A 21870-nucleotide genomic window follows, 5' to 3' on the forward strand; every position below is an offset into this window, starting at 1 on the left:
CTTTCAGGGAGGCCCGGGATGATCGTTCGGATCATGGGTGAGGGTCAGGTCCGGCTGTCCGACAGCCATCTGGCCGAACTCTCCGCGCTGGACGACGAACTGTCGTCCGAGATGGAGCAGGGCGACGGCCCCGGCTTCCGCCGGACGCTGCGTGCCCTGCTCGACAAGGTCCGCGAGCTGGGGGAGCCGCTGCCGAACGACTCCCTGGAGCCCTCCGAGCTGATCCTCCCGGCCCCGGACGCCACCCTGGACGAGGTCCGCGCCCTCCTCACCGACGAGGGCCTCATCCCGGGCTGAGCCGGACGCGGCCCCCGACCTGCCGTCCCCGCCAGTGCCGCCCCCGCCCCGCCGCGTGGCCGCGGGCGCGGGGCGGGTAGCGTCACGCCGCATGTCCGACCCCACCCCCTCGCGCCCCGCCGGCCGCCCCGGCCTTCTCGACGGGCCCCGGTTCGCCCTCGGCACCCTCACCACGCTGCCGGTGCGGGTGCGCCGCTGGGACCGGGCGGCGGCGCGTCACGGCATGCTCTGGGCCCCGTCGGCCGGACTGGCCGTCGGCGGCGCGGCCGCGCTGGCCGGGGTGGCGGGAACCGCCGTGGGCCTCTCCCCCGCGCTCGCCGCGGTCGTGGCCGTCGCCGTTCCCGCGCTCCTGACCCGGGCGCTGCACCTGGACGGTCTCGCCGACACCGCCGACGGTCTGGGCAGCGCCAAGCCCGCCGACGAGGCGCTGCGGATCATGAAGCGCTCCGACATCGGCCCGTTCGGCGTGGTCACCCTGCTGCTGGCGCTGGGGGCGCAGGTCGCGGCGCTGGCCGAGGCCTTCGCCCGCTCCCCCGCCCAGGGCGCCCTGGCGGCGCTGCTCTCCGCCGTGACCGCGCGCCTCGCGCTGACCCTGGGCGCTCGCGTGGGTGTGCCCGCGGCCCGGCCGGAGGGACTGGGCGCCGCGGTCGCCGGGACGGTGCCGCGGACGGCGGCCCTCGCACTGGCCGTCGCGCTCACCCTCGCCGCGGCCGCCGCCGGGCTGCTGCTCGACGGCCGGATCGAGGCGCTGCGCGCCGCCGCGGCCGTACTGCTGGGGTGTCTGGCGGCGGAGACGCTGCTGCGCCGCTGTGTACGCCGCTTCTCCGGGGTAACGGGAGACGTGCTGGGCGCGCTGGCGGAGACCGCGACGACCGTCTCGCTGCTGGTGCTGTGCGTGGGGTGACCCTGCCTGGGCCGACCAGGGCGCGGGGCCGCGCGTAGGCTCCTCCCAGAAGCCCAGGGCCCGGCCGAGCCCATCCTCTCGGCCCTGCGGAAGCAACCCACACTCTCAACGGAAGCGAGACATCACCACCGTGACTGATCTTTCCCTCAGCACCGCCGCGGTCGCCGGCCTGCGCGCCGACGCGATCGTCGTCGGTGTCGCCAAGGGCGCGCAGCCGGACGGCGGCCCTGTCGTGGCCTCGGGCGCCGAGGCCGTCGCCGAGGCGTACGACGGTTCCCTGGCCGGCCTGCTGGAGACCCTGGGCGCCTCGGGCGCCGAGGGCGAGGTGACCAAGCTGCCCGCCCCGGCCGGATTCAAGGCCCCGCTCGTGGTGGCCGTCGGCCTGGGCGCGCAGCCGGAGAAGGACGAGGTCTGGGACTCCGAGGCGCTGCGCCGCGCCGCCGGCGTCGCCGCCCGCGCGCTGACCGGCGTCGCCAAGGCCGCGTTCGCGCTGCCGCTGGAGGACGCGGAGGCGGCCGGCGCGGTCGCCGAGGGCGTGCTGCTGGGCGCGTACTCCTACGACGCCTACAAGGAGTCCGGCAAGGACGCCAAGGGCGCCAAGGGCTCCAAGGCCGCGAAGAAGGGCCCGCTGGGCGAGGCGGTGCTGCTCGGCGGCAAGCCGCGCGACCGCGCCTTCAAGGCGGCCGTGGAGCGCGGTGTCGCTCTGGCCGAGGAGATGAACCACGCCCGCGACCTGATCAACATGCCGCCGAACGACCTGTTCCCGGCGACCTTCGCGGAGATCGCGCAGAAGGCCGCCAAGGAGCACGGTCTCAAGGTGACCGTGCTGGACGAGAAGGCGCTCACCAAGGGCGGCTACGGCGGCATCCTCGGCGTCGGCAACGGCTCCACCCGTCCGCCGCGGCTGGTGAAGCTGTCGTACACCTCGTCGAAGGCGAAGAAGCACCTGGCCTTCGTCGGCAAGGGCATCACCTACGACTCGGGCGGCATCTCCCTGAAGCCGGCCGGCCACAACGAGACCATGAAGTGCGACATGTCCGGCGCCGCCGCGGTCCTGTCCGCCGTGGTGACGGCCGCGCGGCTCGGTCTCGAGGTGAACGTCACCGGCTGGCTCTGCCTGGCGGAGAACATGCCGTCCGGCTCCGCCACCCGTCCGGGTGACGTGCTGCGGATGTACAGCGGCAAGACCGTCGAGGTCCTCAACACCGACGCCGAGGGCCGCCTGGTCCTGGCCGACGGCCTGTGGGCGGCCTCGCAGGAGAAGCCCGACGCGATCGTCGACGTGGCGACGCTGACCGGCGCGATGATGGTCGCCCTGGGTTCGCGGACCTTCGGCATCATGGCCAACGACGACGGCTTCCGCGCGCTGGTGCACGACGCGGCCGAGGAGAGCGGCGAGGACGCCTGGCAGATGCCGCTGCCGGAGCACCTGCGCGCCGGCATGGACTCCGCCACGGCCGACATCGCCAACATGGGCGAGCGGATGGGCGGCGGCCTGGTGGCCGGTCTGTTCCTGCGCGAGTTCGTGGGCGAGGGCATCACCTGGGCGCACGTGGACCTCGCCGGTCCGGCCTTCAACGAGGGCAAGCCGTTCGGCTACACGCCGAAGGGCGGCACCGGCTCCGGTGTGCGCACGCTGGTGCGTCTGGCCGAGCGCGCCGCCGAGGGCGACGTGCTCTGAGTCACGCGAACCACCGGGGGTGGGGAGGGGTTCCGCGGCGCGGGACCCCTCCCCACCCCCTTGCGCGTCCGGTTCCGGGGTAGGTCCGGGGTGTACGGAACCCCGCCCGCCGAGGACTGTGCCGTGTCTCACAACACGGCCCCGCGTCCGGTTGGGCTCCGACAAGTGCAAAGATGGACCCTTGGCAGGACAGGGCCCCACCCGGGCCGAAGCACTTAGAGCGGCCGTGACCAGCCGCCGACCGGTCGGACGAGACCGGCGTGGCGCACATGCATGGAGGACGTGACGTGGCGAACGACGCCAGCACCGTTTTCGACCTAGTGATCCTCGGCGGCGGTAGCGGCGGGTACGCCGCGGCGCTGCGCGGGGCTCAGCTGGGCCTTGACGTCGCCCTGATCGAGAAGGACAAGGTCGGCGGCACCTGCCTGCACAAGGGTTGCATCCCGACCAAGGCTCTCCTCCACGCCGGCGAGATCGCCGACCAGGCGCGGGAGAGCGAGCAGTTCGGTGTCAAGGCGACCTTCGAGGGCATCGACGTCCCGGCCGTCATGAAGTACAAGGACGAGGTCATCTCGGGCCTGTACAAGGGTCTGCAGGGCCTGGTCGCCTCCCGCAAGGTGACCTACATCGAGGGCGAGGGCCGTCTCTCCTCCCCGACCTCGGTGGACGTGAACGGACAGCGGATCCAGGGCCGCCACGTCCTGCTGGCGACCGGCTCCGTGCCGAAGTCGCTGCCGGGTCTGGAGATCGACGGCAACCGGATCATCTCCTCGGACCACGCGCTGGTCCTGGACCGCGTGCCGCAGTCCGCGATCATCCTGGGCGGCGGCGTCATCGGCGTCGAGTTCGCCTCGGCGTGGAAGTCGTTCGGCTCCGAGGTCACGATCATCGAGGGCATGAAGCACCTCGTGCCGGTCGAGGACGAGAACAGCTCCAAGCTGCTCGAGCGCGCCTTCCGCAAGCGCGGCATCAAGTTCAACCTGGGCACCTTCTTCCAGAAGGCGGAGTACACCCAGAACGGCGTCAAGGTCACCCTGGCGGACGGCAAGGAGTTCGAGGCCGAGGTCCTCCTCGTCGCCGTCGGCCGTGGCCCGGTCTCGCAGGGCCTGGGCTACGAGGAGCAGGGCGTCGCGATGGACCGCGGCTACGTCCTGGTCGACGAGTACATGCGCACCAACGTCCCGACCATCTCCGCGGTCGGCGACCTGGTGCCCACCCTCCAGCTCGCGCACGTCGGCTTCGCCGAGGGCATCCTGGTGGCGGAGCGTCTGGCCGGCCTCAAGGCCGTCCCGGTCGACTACGACGGTGTGCCGCGCGTGACGTACTGCCACCCGGAGGTCGCCTCCGTCGGCATCACCGAGGCCAAGGCCAAGGAGATCTACGGCGCGGACAAGGTCGTCGCTCTGAAGTACAACCTGGCGGGCAACGGCAAGAGCAAGATCCTCAAGACCGCGGGCGAGATCAAGCTCGTCCAGGTGAAGGACGGCGCCGTGGTCGGCGTCCACATGGTGGGCGACCGCATGGGCGAGCAGGTCGGCGAGGCCCAGCTGATCTACAACTGGGAGGCGCTGCCGGCCGAGGTCGCGCAGCTCATCCACGCTCACCCGACGCAGAACGAGGCGCTGGGCGAGGCCCACCTCGCGCTGGCCGGCAAGCCGCTGCACGCGCACGACTGATCACCGCCGGGCGACCGAACAGACTTCCGTACTTCCGTTAAGGAGCAACCGAAACCATGGCGGTTTCCGTAACCCTTCCGGCGCTCGGCGAGAGCGTCACCGAGGGCACCGTCACCCGTTGGCTGAAGGCCGAGGGTGAGAAGGTCGAGGCCGACGAGCCGCTGCTCGAGGTCTCGACCGACAAGGTCGACACCGAGATCCCCTCGCCCGTGTCCGGCATCCTGTCCGCCATCAAGGTGGCCGAGGACGAGACGGTCGAGGTCGGCGCCGAGCTGGCCCTGATCGACGACGGCTCCGGCGCTCCGGCCGAGCAGGCCGCTCCGGCCGAGCAGGCCGCCCCGGCCGAGCAGGCCGCTCCGGCCCAGGAGGCCGCCCCGGCCGCCGAGCCGGTCCAGGCGCCCGAGACCACCCCCTCCCCGGACCAGGCCGAGCCGGCCCCCGCCCCGACCGCCGAGGCGGCCGCCGGCGGCGGCTCCGCCGAGGGCACCGACGTGGTGCTCCCGGCGCTCGGCGAGTCCGTCACCGAGGGCACCGTCACCCGCTGGCTGAAGCAGGTCGGCGAGTCCGTCGAGGCCGACGAGCCGCTGCTCGAGGTCTCCACGGACAAGGTCGACACCGAGATCCCGGCGCCCGCCTCCGGCACGCTGCTGGAGATCGTGGTGAACGAGGACGAGACGGCCGAGGTCGGCGCCAAGCTGGCCGTCATCGGCACCCCGGGCTCGGCTCCGGCCGCCGCCGCTCCCGAGGCCCCGGCCGCCCCGGCCCCGGCTCCGGAGCCCACCCCGGCTCCCGCCGCCCCGGCTCCGGCGGCTCCCGCCCCGGCTCCGGCCCCGGCCCCGGCGGCTCCCGCCCCGGCCCCCGCCGCCGCCGCCCCCGCGCCGGCCCAGGCTCCGGCTCCGGCCGCTCCGGCCCCGGCTCCCGCCGCGCAGGCTCCGGCCGCTCCCGCCGCGCCCTCCGGCGCCGGTGCGAGCGACGCCTACGTGACCCCGCTGGTGCGCAAGCTCGCCTCGGAGAACGGCGTCGACCTGGGCTCCGTCAAGGGCACCGGCGTCGGCGGCCGCATCCGCAAGCAGGACGTGCTGGCCGCCGCCGAGGCCGCCAAGGCCGCGGCGCAGGCTCCGGCCGCCGCCCCGGCCGCGCCGGCCGCCAAGAAGGCCCCGGCCCTCGAGGCGTCCCCGCTGCGCGGTCAGACCGTGAAGATGCCGCGGATCCGCAAGGTCATCGGCGACAACATGGTCAAGGCCCTGCGCGAGCAGGCCCAGCTCTCCTCGGTGGTCGAGGTCGACGTCACCCGCCTGATGCGCCTGCGCAACCAGGCCAAGGACGGCTTCCTGGCCCGCGAGGGCGTCAAGCTCTCCCCGATGCCGTTCTTCGTGAAGGCGGCGGCCCAGGCGCTGAAGGCCCACCCGGTCATCAACGCCCGGATCAACGAGGCCGAGGGCACGATCACCTACTTCGACACCGAGAACATCGGTATCGCGGTGGACGCCGAGAAGGGCCTGATGACCCCGGTCATCAAGAACGCCGGCGGTCTCAACCTGGCCGGCATCGCCAAGGCCACGGCGGAGCTCGCGGGCAAGGTCCGCGCCAACAAGATCACCCCGGACGAGCTGGCCGGCGGCACCTTCTCGATCAGCAACACCGGTTCGCGCGGTGCGCTGTTCGACACGATCATCGTTCCGCCGAACCAGGTCGCGATCCTGGGCATCGGCGCCACGGTGAAGCGTCCGGCCGTCATCGAGACCGAGGACGGCCCGGTCATCGCGGTCCGCGACATGACCTACCTGACGCTCTCCTACGACCACCGTCTGGTGGACGGCGCCGACGCCGCCCGCTACCTGACCGCGGTCAAGGCGATCCTGGAGGCCGGTGAGTTCGAGGTCGAGCTCGGCCTGTGACTCCACTGCCTGCCCGACGGCGCCCCCACCCGGATCCGGGTGGGGGCGCCGTCGCGTGAAGGCCGGGTGAAGCGCACGTCAAACGCAGGTCAAGAAGACTCCCGGGCGGCGGGGAGCTGCCCGGCGAAATGCCCGTCGCCCGGTGTAAGCCTCGTCTCACCTGCGTCTCAGCGCCCGGATGTGCCTCGGCAGACACGCTCCGCAGCCGTATTGTCTAAGCGTCTAACGCCCCCGGGGGCCCTGGCCGCAGGTCGCCCCTGCCCGAAGGAGCCTCCATGACCGCGCCCGTCATCCACTCGCTGCGCGAACAGATCCGCGAGCACATCGTGGAGGGAATCGTCAGCGGTCGCTGGAAGCCGGGCGAGCGCATCGTGGAGCGGCGGATCGCCACCGAGCTGGAGGTCAGCCAGACCCCGGTCCGCGAGGCCCTGCGGGAGCTGGAGTCGCTGCGGCTGATCGAGTCCGCCCCCAACAAGGGCGTGCGGGTGCGCAGCCTTACGGCCGCCGACCTGGAGGAGAGCTACCCGGTGCGGGCCGGCCTGGAGGCCATCGCGGCCGAGCTGGCGGCCGAGCGCCTCGGGGACGACTGCTCGGTCCTGGACCCGCACGTGGCGGCCCTGCACGAGGCCGACCGGCTGGCCGACGCGGCGGGCCAGGTGCGGCACACGGTGGCCTTCCACCGCGAGATGGTGCGGGCGGCCGGCAACTCGGTCCTGCTGCACACCTGGGAGGGGCTGGGCATCGAGGTGTTCACGGCCCTGTCGATCCGCTGGCTGGGGACGGTGCAGCAGTCCTTCGCCGAGGAGCACGAGGAACTGGTGGCCGCCTTCCGGCGCCGCGACCCCCGGATCGCCGACCTCGTGAAGGCCCATGTCCTGGGCTGCGCACCGCGTCCGGACGCCGCCGCCTGAGCGCCCCACTCCCCATTCGAGCGGTTCTCCACCCTGTCTGACCTGCGATTCCACGGCACCCGGTGTCGTGGACCCGCCCAATCTTGTGGCACTGCGTGCCGACTTTCGCCGGTTGGGCAAGTTTTACCGCTCATCCCTTTGATCGATCATCGATCAGGGGGTTACAGTCGCCGCGGACCTCTTACCCGAGGTTCCACCCTGCCCTGTCCTGCCAAAGACCCAAGGGCACCCCGCATCCGCGCGCACCCGCGCGCACCGCACCCCTTCGACTGAGGAAGGCGGCGACATGACCGACCCCCACGCCATCGCCCCTAGCGCGCTGGACCAGCTCCCCGACCGTGACCGCGAGGAGACCGCCGAATGGCAGGCCTCCCTGGACGCGGTCACCGAGGCGGCCGGCCCGCACCGTGCCGCGTACCTGATGCGCCGCACCCTGGAGCGTGCAGAGGGGGCCGGGGTCTCGCTGCCCAAGCTCCTCGAGACCGACTACATCAACACCATCCCCACCGCCGCGGAGCCCGAGGTTCCCGGTGACGCGGCGATGGAGGACCGGATCACGGCCTGGAACCGCTGGAACGCGGCCGCCATGGTGACCCGCGGCAGCAAGTACGGCGTCGGCGGCCACATCGCCACCTTCGCCTCGGCTGCCTGGCTCTACGAGACCGGCTTCAACCACTTCTTCAAGGGCAAGGAGTCCCCCGAGGCTCCCGGCTCCGGCGACCAGATCTACGTACAGGGCCACGCCTCCCCCGGCGTCTACGCCCGTGCCTTCCTGGACGGCCGCCTCACCGAGGCGCACCTGGACAACTTCCGCCGTGAGTCCGGCGGCGAGGGCCTGCCCTCCTACCCGCACCCGCGCCGTCTGCCCTGGCTGTGGGAGTTCCCCACCGTCTCCATGGGCCTGGGCCCGCTGTCCGCGATCTACCAGGCGCGGTTCAACCGCTACCTGACCAATCGCGGCATCAAGGACGTCTCCGCCTCGCACGTGTGGGCGTTCCTCGGCGACGGCGAGATGGACGAGCCGGAGTCGACGGCGGCACTCGCGCTGGCCGCCCGCGAGGGCCTGGACAACCTGACCTTCGTCATCAACTGCAACCTGCAGCGCCTCGACGGCCCGGTCCGCGCCAACTTCAAGATCGTGCAGGAGCTGGAGGCCCAGTTCCGCGGCGCCGGCTGGAACGTCGTGAAGACGCTGTGGGGCTCCGCCTGGGACGAGCTGCTCCAGCTCGACACCACGGGCGCGCTGGTCCGCCGGCTGCGCGAGGTCCCGGACGCCCAGGTCCAGACGTACCAGACCCGGGACGCCGCCTACATCCGCGAGGACTTCTTCGGCAAGGACCCGGCGCTCGCCGAGATGGCGAAGCTGCTGAGCGACGACAAGATCCTCGACGTCTTCCACTTCTCCCGCGGCGGCCACGAGCCCCGCAAGGTGTACGCCGCGTACAAGGCCGCCGTGGAGTTCAAGGGCGCCCCGACGGTGATCCTGGCGCAGACGGTCAAGGGCCACACCCTCGGTGAGGGCTTCGCGTCCAAGAACGCCAACCACCAGATGAAGAAGCTCTCCACCGACGAGTTCAAGGCGATGCGCGACCGCCTGGACCTGCCGATCAAGGACAGCGACTTCGTCGACGGCGTCGTCCCCTACGGCCACCCGGGCGAGAACTCCGCCGAGGTGCGCTACCTGCAGGAGCGCCGCGCGGCGCTCGGCGGTCCGGCCCCGGCCCGCCGCGTCCACCCGCTGGCCCCGCTGCCGGCCCCCGCGGAGAAGGCGTTCACCTCCTTCGACAAGGGCTCCGGCTCGCAGAACGTCGCCACCACGATGGCGTTCGTCCGCCTGGTCAAGGACCTGGTCCGCGACAAGGAGACCGGGAAGCGCTGGGTGCCGATCGTCCCCGACGAGGCGCGCACCTTCGGCATGGAGTCGCTCTTCCCGTCGCTCGGCATCTACTCCCCCAAGGGGCAGACGTACGAGCCGGTCGACCGCGACCAGCTGATGTACTACAAGGAGGCCAAGAACGGCCAGATCCTCAACGAGGGGATCACCGAGGCCGGTTCGATGGCCGACTTCATCGCCGCCGCGACCGCGTACTCCACGCACGGCGAGGCGATGATCCCGTTCTACATCTTCTACTCGATGTTCGGCTGGCAGCGCACGGCCGACCAGATGTGGCAGCTCGGCGACCAGCTCGGCCGCGGCTTCCTCGTCGGCGCGACCGCCGGCCGCACCACGCTGACCGGTGAGGGCCTTCAGCACGCCGACGGCCACTCCCCGGTCATCGCGGCCACCAACCCGGCCGCCCTCTCCTACGACCCGGCCTTCGCCTACGAGGTCGCGGCCATCGTCAAGGAGGGCCTGCGCCGCATGTACGGTGAGGCCGCGCCGGGTGAGGACCAGGACGTCTTCTACTACCTCACCGTCTACAACGAGCCCATGCCGCAGCCGGCCAAGCCGGCCGTCGCCGGGATCGACGAGGGCATCGTCAAGGGCCTCTACCGCTTCAACACGGCGGAGACCGCCGGCCTCTCCCCGGCCGCCAACGCCCCGCGCATCCAGCTGCTGGGCTCCGGCACGGCGATCCACTGGGCGCTCAAGGCCCAGCGGATGCTCTCCGAGGACTGGGGCGTGGCCTCCGACGTGTGGTCCGCGACGTCCTGGACGGAGCTGCGCCGCGACGCGCTGGAGGCCGACGAGACCCTGCTGCGCGGCGAGGAGCGGGTGCCGTATCTGCGCCAGGCGCTGGCCGGGGCCCAGGGCCCGGTGCTCGCCGTGTCCGACTACATGCGCCAGGTCCCGGACCAGATCGCGCAGTGGGTGGAGCAGGACTGGTCCTCGCTGGGCGCGGACGGCTTCGGTCTCTCCGACACCCGTGACGCGGCCCGCCGCCACTTCGGCGTCGACGCCGAGTCGATCGTGGTCGCCGCGCTGGCCCAGCTCGCCCGCCGCGGCGAGGTCAAGGCCACGGCGGTCAAGGAGGCCCGCGAGCGGTACGGCCTGTAAAGGTCCCGTGCCGATCAGGGGTTGATCGCGCGACGACGGAGGGGGACGGCGGGATTCCGCCGTCCCCCTCCGTCGTGCCCGGGTGCGACCGGGGGTTCCAGGCACGATGCTTGGTTCCGTGATGGACGAAGCGGAGTTCTGGCAACTGGTGGACGGCGCCCGCGAGGAGGCCGAGGGCGATCCGGAGGAGCAGGCCGACCTCCTGGTGGAGCGGCTGGTGCGGCTCGACCCGGAGTCGGTGCTCGACTTCGCCCGCCATTTCGAGTCGCGCTACGACCGCGCCTTCCGTCAGGACCTGTGGGGCGCCGCCTCGATCCTGCTGGACGGCGCCGACGACGACGCCTTCGACCGGTTCCGCTGCTGGCTCATCGGCCAGGGCCGTGAGGTCTTCGAGGGCGCGCTGCACGACCCGGACGCCCTCGCGGACCTCCTCGACGACTTCGACGAGGAGATCGACGGCGACGGCGAGGAGCTGGGGTACGCGGCGGACGAGGCGTACGAGCAGCTGACCGGTCTGGTCACCCCCGACCTCGGCCTGTCCGCCCCGCCCCCGCGGCCGCAGGGCGAGCCGCTCGACCTGGGGGACGACGAGGCCCTTGCGGAGCGGTTCCCGCGCCTGTGGGAGCGCTTCGTCGAGGGGGACGAGGACTGAACCCGAGCGCCGTCCTCACGCGGGCCGTCCCGGCGCCCGGGCGGCTCGCCAGGCCGCGGTGCTCACGCGGGCCGCCGCCCCGCCCGCAGCCCTCACCCGGGTCGCTCCCACGGCGTCGGCGCTCCCGCGGGCCGCTCCCGCGCTCGCGGCGCCCCGGCGGGCCGGCTTCCCGCCGCCCGTCCTCACGTCTGCCGTCCCTGGAGCTGCGCGGCGCGCTCCCGGATCAGCGGCAGGTGCGCCTTGAGCGCCGCCCCGGGGCACGTCGTCCGATACCCGTCGTCGTGCCCGGCGATGGCGGGCAGCTCGGCGGTCTCGCCCTTCTCGAACCGGCTCTGCCCGTTGCTGGACACCAGCCGCACGTCGCCCCGCGGGTCGATGTCGGAGAGCCCCAGCTTCCAGGCCGCGAGCCGCGCGATGGCCTCGGTCATCGCCGGGGGCACCTCGGCGCCCTGGGTGAAGGTGCCGATGGCGGCGACGCCGACGGTGCGGTGGTTGAACCCCTGCGTGTGCGCGCCGGTCACCGCGCGCCCGGAGCCGCCGGCCCGGCCCTCGTAGATGGTGCCGCAGCGGTCGACGAGGAAGTTGTAGCCGATGTCGTCCCAGTGCCGGCCGGCCGTCTGGTCGGCGCTGATGGTGCGGATGATGCCCGGGCTGTCGGCGCAGTCGTAGCCGTTGGGCGAGTCGGTGTGGTGCACGAAGACGGCGACCACCTTGTCGTCGTACTTCGGCGGCGGCTTGGTCCGCTCCCGCTCCCGGTCCTGCGCGGCCTCCCGGGCGTGCCGCTCGTCGCCCGGCTTCAGCCACGCCGACCGCGGCACGATCTTCGGCTGGGGCGCGCCGTACCGGGGCCCGCTGGGTGCGGCCGGCCCGCGCGGCACCGCCCGGTCCTCGCTCTGCCCCTGGAGCACCAGCACGAACAGCAGCACCATCACGGCGATCAGCGGCGGCGCCACCACCTCGAGGCTCGGCCGCCCTCGCTTGCCACCGCGCCCCCCGCGCCGCCTCGGCCCACGGGGCCCCCGGCCCTGGCCCAGCCTCCGGAACAGCTCCCGGACACGGGCCACGACCTCGGCGGATATACGGGAGGCGCGCATGCGTCCACTCTCCGCGCCGCCCGTGACAGCCGCGATCGGTGAGGTCCGCGCGGGTGACGGGAGCGGCCGGTGTGTGCGGGCCCGAACGCCCCCGCGACGCGAGACGTGGCGGGTCGGTCCGTGCGGGGACGCCCGCGGGCGCGAAGGCGGGCGACGCGGGAGCGCCGGGCCCCTGCCGGCTCCGGCTCGGACCGGGTCAGACGGACTCCGTCAGGGCCCTCCTCAGGCGCTCCAGGCGGAGGCGGTTCTCCGGCAGCTGATCCGGGTCGTCGATCGGTACCCGCACGGAGATCCGGGTCGAGGGCATGTCGTGCACCGTCACCTCCAGCGGGTCCTCCGGCACCACCTCCAGCCAGGCGCTGCGGTCACCGGCCGGCCACTCGACGCCCCACTCCACCTCGCTCCCGTCCCCGGCCTCGGCCTCGTCCCCGGCCTCGGCCTCGAACGCCTGGAGCGCGTCGAGGCAGCGCTCCCACTCGTCCAGGTCCTCGAGCGAGACCGTCAGGCCCACCTGCCCGTTCACGAAGCCGCTCCGCACGACGATCCGCGCCTCGTGGTACCGCTCGTCGCCACTGCCCCTGGGGGCGAGGTGGTCCACCTCGACGGCCACGCTCTGCGCCGAGTCCTGGAACCGCAGCAGGTCGAGCGTCGCGGGGGTGTGGCCGTCGGCCGTCACAGGAAGCGGCCCATCAGGACGTCGTCGACGTACTTTCCGTCGAGCAGCATCTCCTCGGGGAGGATGCCCTCGACGGTGTAGCCGAGGGAGGAGTAGAGGGCGCGGGCGCGGGCGTTGTGGCCGAGGACGCGGAGGGTGAGGCGGCGGGCGCCCCGGCGGCGGGCCTCGTCCTCGGCGGCGCGCATCAGGGCCTTGCCGAGTCCGAGACCGCGGGCGCGCTCGGCGATGGCCAGGCCCTGGATCTGCTGCACGTGGGCGTTGGCCTCCAGCGGGGTGGAGGGGCTCACCCGCACGTAACCGACGACCTCGCCGTGGAGCTCGCCCACCAGGATGTCGCCCACCGGCTGCCGTTCGCCGAAGAAGGGGCGGCCGGGCGGGGGCGGCGGCGTCACTGCGTGGACGGTGGACCAGGTCTCGCGGTCCAGGCGGGACAACGCCTCGTCGTCCTCCGCGCGGGCGGGACGGATGTGGGGACCTTGGTCAGCGCTGGTTGACATGGCCGCACTCTACGGCGGGATCCGTCGGCCCGGGAAAGCGGTTTCCGGCGTGACTCACGCGCCTGGGCCCTCCGGTCCTGCACGATGACCCCATGGAAGCGAGTGGAGCGGGCGGACGGGGCGGGACCGAGCGTGGCTGGACCATCGCCGTGGCGGGGGCTTCGGGCCTGATCGGCGGCGCGTTGGCCAGGTCGCTGGAGGCGGACGGGCACCGGGTGCGGCGGCTGGTGCGGCGGGAGCCGCGGGGCGGGGACGAGATCCGCTGGGACCCCCACTCCGGCAGGCTCGACCCCGCCGCGCTCGCCGGCTGCGACGCGGTGGTGAACCTGGCGGGCGCGGGCGTCGGCGACCGGCGCTGGACGGAGGCGTACAAGCGGGAGATCCGCGACAGCCGGGTGCTGGGCACGCAGGCGCTGGCGGGTGCGATCGCCGCCATGGACACGCCGCCGGAGGTGTTCGTCAACGGCAGCGCGATCGGCTACTACGGTGAGACCGGTGACCGCGCGGTCGACGAGAGCGCTCCGCACGGACGGGGTTTCCTGCCGGAGCTGACCGTGGAGTGGGAGGCGGCGACCGAGCCGGCCCGAACGGCGGGCGTGCGGACGGTGCTGGCCCGCACCGGACTGGTGGTGGCCCGGCAGGGCGGCGCGTGGGGGCGGCTGTTCCCCCTGTTCCGGGCGGGACTCGGCGGTCGGCTCGGGGACGGCCGGCAGTACTGGTCGTTCGTGGCGCTGCGGGACGAGATCGACGCCCTGCGGCACCTGCTGCTCACCCCCGGCCTCGATGGCCCGTTCAACGTCACGGCCCCGGCCCCGGCGACCAACCGGGAGGTGACCGCCGCGATGGCGAAGGTGCTGCGGCGGCCGGCGGTGTTCGCGGTGCCCGCCCCGGTGCTGCGGACCGTGCTGGGTGGAATGAGCCAGGACGTGCTGGGCAGCGCGCGGGTGCTTCCGGCGCGACTGCGCGAGTCCGGGTTCGTCTTCTCCTGCCCCGACGTGGAGTCGGCGGTACGGGCGGCGCTGCGGGACTGAGGGCCCGGCCTCAACGGAGTGCGGCCGCCGGGACGGAGCGCGAGGGCTTGGACGGAGCGCGGGGGCGCGAGGGGGCGTGCCACCGTCGTGCCACCGTGCTCGGTGCGTGCGCACAGCGCGCTCGAGAACGACTCGACCTAACCTCGATGGGGACCGAACTCGGGTATTCCGGGAGGAAGTTGGGGGCATCACGTCTCCAGCGGCCGCGCAACCTCGAGGAGGGGCACGTGCTTCAGCCCGTACAGAAGGCGGATGTCGTCGTCGTGGGAGCCGGAGTCGCCGGACTCTCGGCGGCTCTGCGGCTGACCGCGGCAGGCGTCAGCACCGCAGTCCTGGAGGCCGCCCCGTTCGTGGGCGGCAGGATGTCGACGGAGAAGGTCGACGGCTTCCGGCTGGACCGGATCGGTCAGCTGTTGTTCACCTCGTATCCCGAACTGTGCACCACCCCCGGTCTGGACGACCTGGTGCTGCGCCCCTTCGCCCCGGGGGTCCTGGTGCACAGCGCGGGCCGCCGTCACCACGCCGGCGGACCCGAGGGAGCCCTGGGGGGCGCACGGGAGGCGTGCGAGGCGCACGAAGCGGAGCACGGGAGCGCGTACGGCGGGTCGGCGGCCCTGGACCGGAGCCGCTGGAACGTTTCCGCAGCGGCCCCGGGACCGGACGGCGCACTCGCCACGGTCGCGCCCCCCGCTCCGCCCGTCTTCCCCGCGCAGCCCACCCGGCCGTCGGCTCCGGCCAGGACGCGCGCCGGAGCCGTGGCCGCGATCCGGATGACCGGCCTGCGGGCCCGCCGGGAGCGCCTGGGCCGGATCCGTCCGCGTCCGGGAGGGCGGACGCCCGCCGTGTCCGGGCCGCTCGGGGGCGCGGGCGACCGCGCCCGTCTCGCCTCGGCGCTCGCCGGGATCGCCGCCACCCCTGTGGACCGGCTGCTGGCCCGTGCCGGGATGCCGGCCGCCGAGGCCCTGTCGGCGCGCGGCGTCCCCGCGTCCGCCGTGGACGGTTTCCTGCGCCCACTGCTGACCGCGCTGCTCTGCGACCCGGAGCTGGCCGGGTCGAGCCGGTGCGCCGACCTGGCGCTGCGCGCCTGGGCGACCGGGCGGCTCTGCGTGCCGGAGGGGGGCGCGGAGGTACTCCCGGAGCTGCTGGCGCACGCCCTGCCGCCGGGCACGGTGCACACCGGGGTGCGGGTCACCTCCGTTTCGACCACCTCGGTGACCACGGCCGAGCACGGCGAGTTCGCCTGCCGGGCGGTGCTGCTGGCCACCGACGCGCGGGCCGCCGCGGAGCTGCTGCCCGGGCTGCGCGTCCCGGACTTCCACCAGGTCACGGTGGTCCACCACACCACCACCGAGGCCCCGGACACGGGCGCCCTCCTGCTCCTGGACGCCGAGCGCGGCGGCCCCGTGGCGCACACGGCGGTGGTCAGCCACGTCGACCCGACCCGCGCGCCGACCGGCCGCGCGCTGATCTCCTCCACCCTGCTGGGCCCACCACCCGAGGACGTGGACGGAGCGGCCCGGGACCACCTGGCGCGGCTGTACGGGGTGTCGACACGCACCTGGGAGACCCTGGCGGTGCACCGCACGGCCGAGGCGGTGCCGGTGATACGTCCGTCGCACGCCCCCCGGCGTTCCGTGCGGCTGCTGGCCGGGCTGTACGTCTGCGGCGACCACCGCGACACCGGCACGGTCCAGGGCGCCCTGCACTCCGGCCACCGGGCCTCCTCGGTCATCCTGCGCGACCTGGGCACGGGCACGGGGCTGCGGCCCGGGGAGCCGGTGCCGCGGGCGCGGGCGGCGTAGCGCGGGCCGACGCCGGGTGGGGGGTGCGGTCGTGGGCCGGGCCCTCAGCCGTCAGCCCCTGCCCCGGGCCTCGCCCCCGGCCCTGTCCCCGGCCCGGGTCTCGTCGTCGGGGCCGCTCTCGTCCACGGGGGCGACGGCGCGGCCGGTGTGGGGGCAGATCATGCCGCTGCGCAGCCCTTTCGCCCGCAGCACCTCACCGATCCGCGGGATCGCGGCCAGCGTGCTGAGCGGCCAGTCGTGCATCAGGACGACCTGCCCGTCGGTGAGCCGGCCGACCGCCTCGACGATGTCCTCGGCGCTCGCGTCGTCCCAGTCCCGGGTGTCGACGTCCCAGCAGACCTCCGTGAGGCCCGCCTTCACCACCACGGCCGCGAGGGTCTCGTCGGTGTCCCCGTAGGGCGGGCGGAACAGCCGCGGGGTGCCGCCGCCCGCGGCCGCGAGGGCCTGCTGGGTGCGGACGATCTCGGACTCCATCTCCGCCGGCTCCAGCCCGGTCATGTACGGGTGGCTGTAGCTGTGGTTGGCGATCCACATCCCGGCGGCGACCTGCGCCCGCACCAGGTCCGGACGCTCGGTGGCGTGGTTCCCCTGGTTGAACATGGTGGCCCGCAGCCCGGCCTTCCGCAGGGCCTCCAGGAGGGCGGCCGTCCGGTGCGACGGCCCGTCGTCGAAGGTGAGCCCGACGTAACCGCCGCGGGCGTCCGGGCCCTGGGACGGGGCGGCCGGCGAGGGGGACGTACGCATCGACGGGTCTCCTGGTCGGGAGTGGGTGGCGCGGGCGGCGCGGGGGCGTGGGGGGGCGGGGTCAGGCGGCAGGGGCCGCCCGGGTGCGTGAGCACCCGGACGGCCCCTCCACGGTGGCGCCTTTCCTCAGGTTTCCTCAGGCGGGCCGGGCCCGCCTCCTGGTCGGGCCCGGCGGCTCAGGGATCAGGACTCGGCCGGTGCTCCGCGCGGGCTCAGCTCGCGCTGCAGCTGACCGTCGGCCAGGTCCAGGTGCCGTTCGTCTGGATGGTCATGCCCCAGTTGTTGCCGCTGCCGTTGGACTTGGCCACCAGCGTCTGGGAGTCGGGGTAGCTGGCCGAGACGTTCCAGGTGGCCAGGACCTTCTCCGGCGACGGGACCTTGACCGTGACGGTCCACGAGCTGGCACCGCTGACCGACACGTTGAGGTTGTACCGGTCGCTCCACTTGTCGCCCGCGGACAGGGTCGCCACGCAGCTGCCCGGGTTGGTGGGCGGCGGAGTGGTGCCGCCACCGCCGCCACCGCCACCGCTGGAGCCGCCGCGGCTCACCGTGATGTTGGAGCTGCCGCTGCTGTTGTAGCCCTCGGTGGCCATGATCTCGTAGTTGGCGGAGCCGAACTGGAGGCCGGCGTTCCTCCAGGCGTTGAAGATGGTCGACTTGGTGATGGTGCCGCCGGTGCGCTTGGCCTGACGGACCGCGAAGTACTGGGTGAAGGTCTTGGTGCCCTCGATGGACGGAGCGTTGGTGCGGGTGGCCTTGTACAGGTCGTAGGTGCTGCCGTCACTCTGGACCGAGCCGACCCGGGTGGCTCCGGTGCTGGGGTTGTAGTTGCCGTAGTTCTCGACGATGTACCACTCGACCAGCGGGTTCTGGTACCACCCGTACAGGGCCAGGTAGCAGTTGCCGTTGCAGTTGAACGAGCCCGAGTACGTGACCGAGTCGGTGGCGTTGCCCGGGTTCCAGCCCTTGCCCGCGACGATGTTCTTCGCGCTGGTGTTCCAGGACAGGGCGTAGTTGCCGCCGGAGTTCAGGGTCATCTGCCCGCCGCTGGCCTCCTGCCAGAACGAGTAGAAGTAACCGTCCTGGTTGCCGGTGCTGTTGGACGTGACGACCGTGGCCGCGTTCGCCGGGGCGAAGCCGGCCACGTAGGCAATGAAGGCCACGATGAGAACCGCAGCACTGCGGACCACGGACGGGACTCTGCGGCGCGTGCGGCCGACGGGGTGAACGTGACTGTTCATCCGTCAATCCTCCTTCAGAGGTGGGGGGATGGCGACTGATGACCAGTGTGTAGAGACGTGGATCTGTGTCAATTGTTTCGGTAGAACTTTCGAAATCATTCGGCAACACACCCCACGTCAACCACCCCTCCGACAACGCACTTAGAGCCCTCCTGAGCACCCCCTCGCTCGCAAAGATCGTCGATCATCCTCCGACCGGATCTCCGAGGCAGTGGCCGCAATCCGAAAGTTTCGGTTCGTTTGCGCAACTCCCGGCGGGGACCCCGGCACAGGCCTCTCAGCGACGTCCCGGTCACCTGGATCGTCGACCACGGTCCGGGCCGCGCGGAGAGGCGTGTCGGACGGGTCCGACCCACGGAGAGCTGCCCCACGGAGCCCGAGATCCCGCCCCTGCGCGTCCGGACCGGCGGGCCACGCGGTGACCGCCGCCGCCCGTCCAGGACGGCAGGCGTCGGTCGGTGTCGGTCAGAAGGGAGGTTCGAGATCGCCGCGGCCGTCGCTGTGCGGCCCCTGGTCCCAAGGCTCCTCCCGGAACGGTGCGGGGTCGGGAACGTCGTGGCCCCACGCCTCCAGCGCCTTCCGGGCAACGCGCCGATCGGGGGCGTGGCTGCTGGTGTCCAGGAGGGTGCGCGCGTGCCCGGCGAGAGGATCGCGATGCTCGGCCGGCGCGGGGTGTTCGGCGAGCAGGAGCGCGGCGACGACGGCGGCCTCGCGCACGTCCCCGTGACGGTCCTGGAGGAAGGGCGCGACGGCCCGGAACAGCATCGGGCGCAGGTCCCGGAAGGCCGCCACGGTGGTGCCAGGGGCGAGGAAGCCAGGGGCGTACTGCTCGATGAGGCCGACAACCTCGTCGGAGGCGTCATGAACCGTGCCGGCCAGCCAGTTCAGCAGCGTCGCGCGGATGGGCACGTCGCGATAGGGCCGGACGGTCGTGGCCGCCGGGTGCGTGAGGACGCCGGCCACGTACAGGGCGACGGGGGCGGTGGCTTCGTAGACGGTGTTCTGGTGACCGACCATCTCACGCAGCTCCGACAGAGCGGCGACCTGAACCGTGGCATCGGGCACCAGCACCTGCGCCATCACCGCAGGAAGGCCCTCACCGCTGCCGAAAGCCGTCTGGAGCAAACCCCAGTCGGTCCTCTCCAGGACCGCCCGGTACAGCGGCACGTCTGGCTCGCAGGGCACCCCGTCGCCGGGAGGGCTGTGGTTCACGGGGCCAGGCTAGGGCTCGGCCCGTACACGGCCTACGGGGAGGCCGACCGGCGACATGGCCGTGGAGTCGTGGCGCGACGTCGAACTGCCCGACGCGGTCGAGCAGGGGCGGCGGATCGGGATCAACTGGAGCGGCCCGCGCCTCGTCGGGTGGAGCTTCACGCCGGAGGAAGTCGCGGCCCGCGACGACCGTGGGCCGTGCCCTCCCCCTGACGGGAACGACACGGCCCACGGTGCGTGTACGGCTCGGAGCGCTACCAACCGGCTCCGACCTGCACGGTTCTTAGATGTCGTAGTACAGCTCGAACTCGTGCGGGTGGGGGCGCAGCGCGATCGGGGCGATCTCGTTGGTGCGCTTGTAGTCGATCCACGTCTCGATCAGGTCCGGCGTGAAGACGTCGCCCTGGAGGAGGTACTCGTGGTCGGCCTCGAGGGCGTCGAGGACCGCGCCGAGGGAGGTCGGGACCTGGGCCACGTTGGCGTGCTCCTCGGGAGCCAGCTCGTAGAGGTCCTTGTCGATCGGCTCGGCCGGCTCGATCTTGTTCTTGATGCCGTCCAGGCCGGCCATCATCAGCGCGGAGAAGGCCAGGTACGGGTTGCCGGAGGAGTCGGGCGCGCGGAACTCGACGCGCTTGGCCTTCGGGTTGGCGCCGGTGATCGGGATGCGCATCGCGGCGGAGCGGTTGCGCTGCGAGTACACCAGGTTGATCGGGGCCTCGAAGCCGGGCACCAGGCGGTGGTAGGAGTTCACCGTCGGGTTGGTGAAGGCCAGCAGCGACGGGGCGTGCTTGAGGATGCCGCCGATGTAGTGGCGGGCCATGTCGGACAGACCCGCGTAGCCGGTCTCGTCGTAGAACAGCGGCTGGCCGGCGGTCCACAGCGACATGTGGACGTGCATGCCGGAGCCGTTGTCACCGAAGATCGGCTTGGGCATGAAGGTGGCGGACTTGCCGTTGCGCCAGGCGACGTTCTTGATGATGTACTTGAACAGCATCAGGTCGTCGGCCGCGGCCAGCAGCGTGTTGAACTTGTAGTTGATCTCGGCCTGGCCGGCGGTGCCCACCTCGTGGTGCTGGCGCTCGATCTGGAGACCGGAGGCCTCCAGCTCGAGGGACATCTCGGCGCGCAGGTCGGCGAAGTGGTCGACCGGGGCGACCGGGAAGTAACCGCCCTTGTACTTGACCTTGTAACCACGGTTGTTGTCGGTGGCGCCGGCGTTCCAGGCGCCCGCCTCCGAGTCGATGTGGTAGAAGGCCTGGTTCGCCTCGGTGGAGAAGCGCACCGAGTCGAAGACGTAGAACTCGGCCTCGGGGCCGAAGAAGGCGGTGTCGGCGATGCCGGTGGACGCCAGGTAGGCCTCGGCCTTCTTCGCCACGTTCCGCGGGTCACGGGAGTACTGCTCACCGGTGATCGGGTCGTGGATGAAGAAGTTGATGTTGAGCGTCTTGTCCCGGCGGAAGGGGTCGACACGGGCCGTGCTCAGGTCGGCACGCAGGGCCATGTCCGACTCGTGGATGGCCTGGAAGCCGCGGATGGAGGACCCGTCGAAGGCCAGCTCCTCGCCCGGGTCGAACGCCCTGGCGGGGATCGTGAAGTGCTGCATCACACCCGGCAGGTCGCAGAAGCGAACGTCAACGAACTTGACGTCCTCATCGGCGATGAACTTCTTGGCCTCGTCGGCGTTCTGGAACATCCAGCTCCTCCTACTCCCGGCCGGTTCCGCCAGGGTGGTAGTACTTCGCGTGCCAGTGCGGTGACACACGCTGTCCGGGACCCTAGTGATCGGCGATTTCTCGAACATGACTCATTTGTTTCCGGGAAGTTAACCGGCTGATCGGCGGCTGCGGCCGCCGGACCGTCGCCGGATCGCTCGGGTCCCCTTCCATGGTCCTGCCCCGGGTCGCCGCGCGCACCCCGCCCTCCTCCACGCGCGCGCACGGGAAGTACCGTGGAGTCCGTGGACAACAGGCAAGCACTCGGATCCTGGCTCTCCGGCCCCCGCGCCGCCGCGGAGGACGCCGGCGTGGACTTCGGTTACCGGGGCCAGGGCCTCGGGCTCCCCGAGAACGGTCCCGGCTCGGTGGCGCGTCCCGGGCGGCGCCTCGGTGCGCTGGTCGTGGACTGGGCGCTGTGCGTGCTGATCGCATACGGTCTCATCACGGACGGCTACGGTCAGTCGACGAGCAACTGGGCGCTGCTGATCTTCCTCGGGCTGGGGATGCTCACCGTGGGCACGCTGGGTTACACGCCGGGCAAGCGACTGTTCGGGCTGCGGGTGGTCGCGGTCGCGAGCGGGTCGGTGGTGCCGTGGCGGGCGGCGGTGCGGACGGTGCTGCTGTGCCTTGCCGTGCCGGCGCTGGTGTGGGACCGGGACGGGCGGGGGCTGCACGATCGGCTCGCCGGCACGGTCGAGATCCGCGCCTAGGGCCTGTCCGGGGGACCTGCACGTAGGTCGCGGGGTGGGTGCCGTCGGCCGCCGCACCGCCCTGACCCTGCTGCGGGTGAACCAGAAGGACGGCTTCGACTGCCCCGGCTGCGCCTGGCCGGAGGGCGACA

General features: G+C 72.7%; 18 protein-coding genes. 11 read left to right on the forward strand and 7 right to left on the reverse strand.

What is annotated here, in order from left to right:
- Positions 1-18 precede the first annotated feature (18 nt).
- The 8 genes from pspAA (at position 19) to ABT026_RS13730 (ending at position 11017) form a co-directional block, all read left to right on the forward strand.
- On the forward strand, positions 19-297 hold the full coding sequence (gene pspAA / locus ABT026_RS13695) for a PspA-associated protein PspAA (protein ID WP_351114439.1): 279 nt from the start codon (positions 19-21) through the stop codon (positions 295-297).
- A gap of 91 nt (positions 298-388) precedes the next feature.
- Entirely contained in the window at positions 389-1201 is an 813-nt protein-coding gene (locus ABT026_RS13700) for an adenosylcobinamide-GDP ribazoletransferase (RefSeq protein ID WP_351114440.1), read from the forward strand.
- 130 nt (positions 1202-1331) lie between these two features.
- Positions 1332-2882 carry a leucyl aminopeptidase gene (locus ABT026_RS13705; protein ID WP_351114441.1) on the forward strand — a complete coding sequence of 517 codons (1551 nt, stop codon included), beginning with the start codon at positions 1332-1334 and terminating at the stop codon, positions 2880-2882.
- Between the two features lie 287 nt (positions 2883-3169).
- Positions 3170-4558 (forward strand): dihydrolipoyl dehydrogenase, encoded by a 1389-nt coding sequence (gene lpdA, locus ABT026_RS13710; RefSeq protein WP_351114442.1) that lies wholly within the window; start codon positions 3170-3172, stop codon positions 4556-4558.
- Positions 4559-4614: 56 nt separating this feature from the next.
- Complete coding sequence (gene sucB / locus ABT026_RS13715) at positions 4615-6456, forward strand: 2-oxoglutarate dehydrogenase, E2 component, dihydrolipoamide succinyltransferase (RefSeq protein WP_351114444.1); 1842 nt, start codon at positions 4615-4617, stop codon at positions 6454-6456.
- Between the two features lie 275 nt (positions 6457-6731).
- A complete protein-coding gene (locus ABT026_RS13720) occupies positions 6732-7367 on the forward strand; it encodes a GntR family transcriptional regulator (RefSeq protein WP_351114445.1) in 636 nt (211 codons plus the stop codon).
- Between the two features lie 286 nt (positions 7368-7653).
- On the forward strand, positions 7654-10365 hold the full coding sequence (gene aceE / locus ABT026_RS13725) for a pyruvate dehydrogenase (acetyl-transferring), homodimeric type (RefSeq protein WP_351114447.1): 2712 nt from the start codon (positions 7654-7656) through the stop codon (positions 10363-10365).
- A 121-nt stretch (positions 10366-10486) separates the two neighbouring features.
- The gene (locus tag ABT026_RS13730) at positions 10487-11017 is read left to right on the forward strand and encodes a DUF4240 domain-containing protein (RefSeq protein ID WP_351114471.1); all 531 of its coding nucleotides are present in this window, start codon (positions 10487-10489) and stop codon (positions 11015-11017) included.
- Between the two features lie 182 nt (positions 11018-11199).
- Here the strand turns inward: ABT026_RS13730 and ABT026_RS13735 are convergent, their stop codons facing one another.
- From ABT026_RS13735 to ABT026_RS13745, 3 genes are all read right to left on the reverse strand, one after another.
- The gene (locus ABT026_RS13735; RefSeq protein ID WP_502967967.1) at positions 11200-12111 is read right to left on the reverse strand and encodes a peptidoglycan recognition protein family protein; all 912 of its coding nucleotides are present in this window, start codon (positions 12109-12111) and stop codon (positions 11200-11202) included.
- A 196-nt stretch (positions 12112-12307) separates the two neighbouring features.
- A complete protein-coding gene (locus ABT026_RS13740; RefSeq protein WP_351114448.1) occupies positions 12308-12787 on the reverse strand; it encodes a DUF5959 family protein in 480 nt (159 codons plus the stop codon).
- Positions 12784-13284 (reverse strand): GNAT family N-acetyltransferase, encoded by a 501-nt coding sequence (locus tag ABT026_RS13745; RefSeq protein WP_351114449.1) that lies wholly within the window; start codon positions 13282-13284, stop codon positions 12784-12786. The genes ABT026_RS13740 and ABT026_RS13745 overlap by 4 nt, the downstream gene beginning before the upstream one ends.
- A 92-nt stretch (positions 13285-13376) precedes the next feature.
- Here ABT026_RS13745 and ABT026_RS13750 point away from each other — a divergent pair, with 92 nt between their 5' ends.
- Both ABT026_RS13750 and ABT026_RS13755 read left to right on the forward strand, forming a co-directional pair.
- A complete protein-coding gene (locus ABT026_RS13750) occupies positions 13377-14315 on the forward strand; it encodes a TIGR01777 family oxidoreductase (protein ID WP_351114450.1) in 939 nt (312 codons plus the stop codon).
- A gap of 227 nt (positions 14316-14542) precedes the next feature.
- Entirely contained in the window at positions 14543-16117 is a 1575-nt protein-coding gene (locus ABT026_RS13755) for an FAD-dependent oxidoreductase (protein WP_351114451.1), read from the forward strand.
- A gap of 51 nt (positions 16118-16168) precedes the next feature.
- Here the strand turns inward: ABT026_RS13755 and ABT026_RS13760 are convergent, their stop codons facing one another.
- From ABT026_RS13760 to glnA, 4 genes are all read right to left on the reverse strand, one after another.
- Complete coding sequence (locus ABT026_RS13760; protein ID WP_351114452.1) at positions 16169-16861, reverse strand: polysaccharide deacetylase family protein; 693 nt, start codon at positions 16859-16861, stop codon at positions 16169-16171.
- Positions 16862-17073: 212 nt separating this feature from the next.
- Positions 17074-18102, reverse strand: a complete 1029-nt coding sequence (locus ABT026_RS13765) for a glycoside hydrolase family 11 protein (RefSeq protein WP_351114454.1) — start codon at positions 18100-18102, stop codon at positions 17074-17076.
- Positions 18103-18567: 465 nt separating this feature from the next.
- The gene (locus tag ABT026_RS13770; protein WP_351114455.1) at positions 18568-19314 is read right to left on the reverse strand and encodes a hypothetical protein; all 747 of its coding nucleotides are present in this window, start codon (positions 19312-19314) and stop codon (positions 18568-18570) included.
- A 283-nt stretch (positions 19315-19597) separates the two neighbouring features.
- The gene (gene glnA / locus ABT026_RS13775; RefSeq protein ID WP_351114456.1) at positions 19598-21007 is read right to left on the reverse strand and encodes a type I glutamate--ammonia ligase; all 1410 of its coding nucleotides are present in this window, start codon (positions 21005-21007) and stop codon (positions 19598-19600) included.
- 264 nt (positions 21008-21271) lie between these two features.
- Here glnA and ABT026_RS13780 point away from each other — a divergent pair, with 264 nt between their 5' ends.
- Positions 21272-21739 (forward strand): RDD family protein, encoded by a 468-nt coding sequence (locus tag ABT026_RS13780; protein ID WP_351114458.1) that lies wholly within the window; start codon positions 21272-21274, stop codon positions 21737-21739.
- The last annotated feature ends 131 nt before the right edge of the window (positions 21740-21870 follow it).

The organism is Streptomyces sp. NPDC002734 (assembly GCF_040295685.1).
GTDB lineage: Bacteria > Actinomycetota > Actinomycetes > Streptomycetales > Streptomycetaceae > Streptomyces.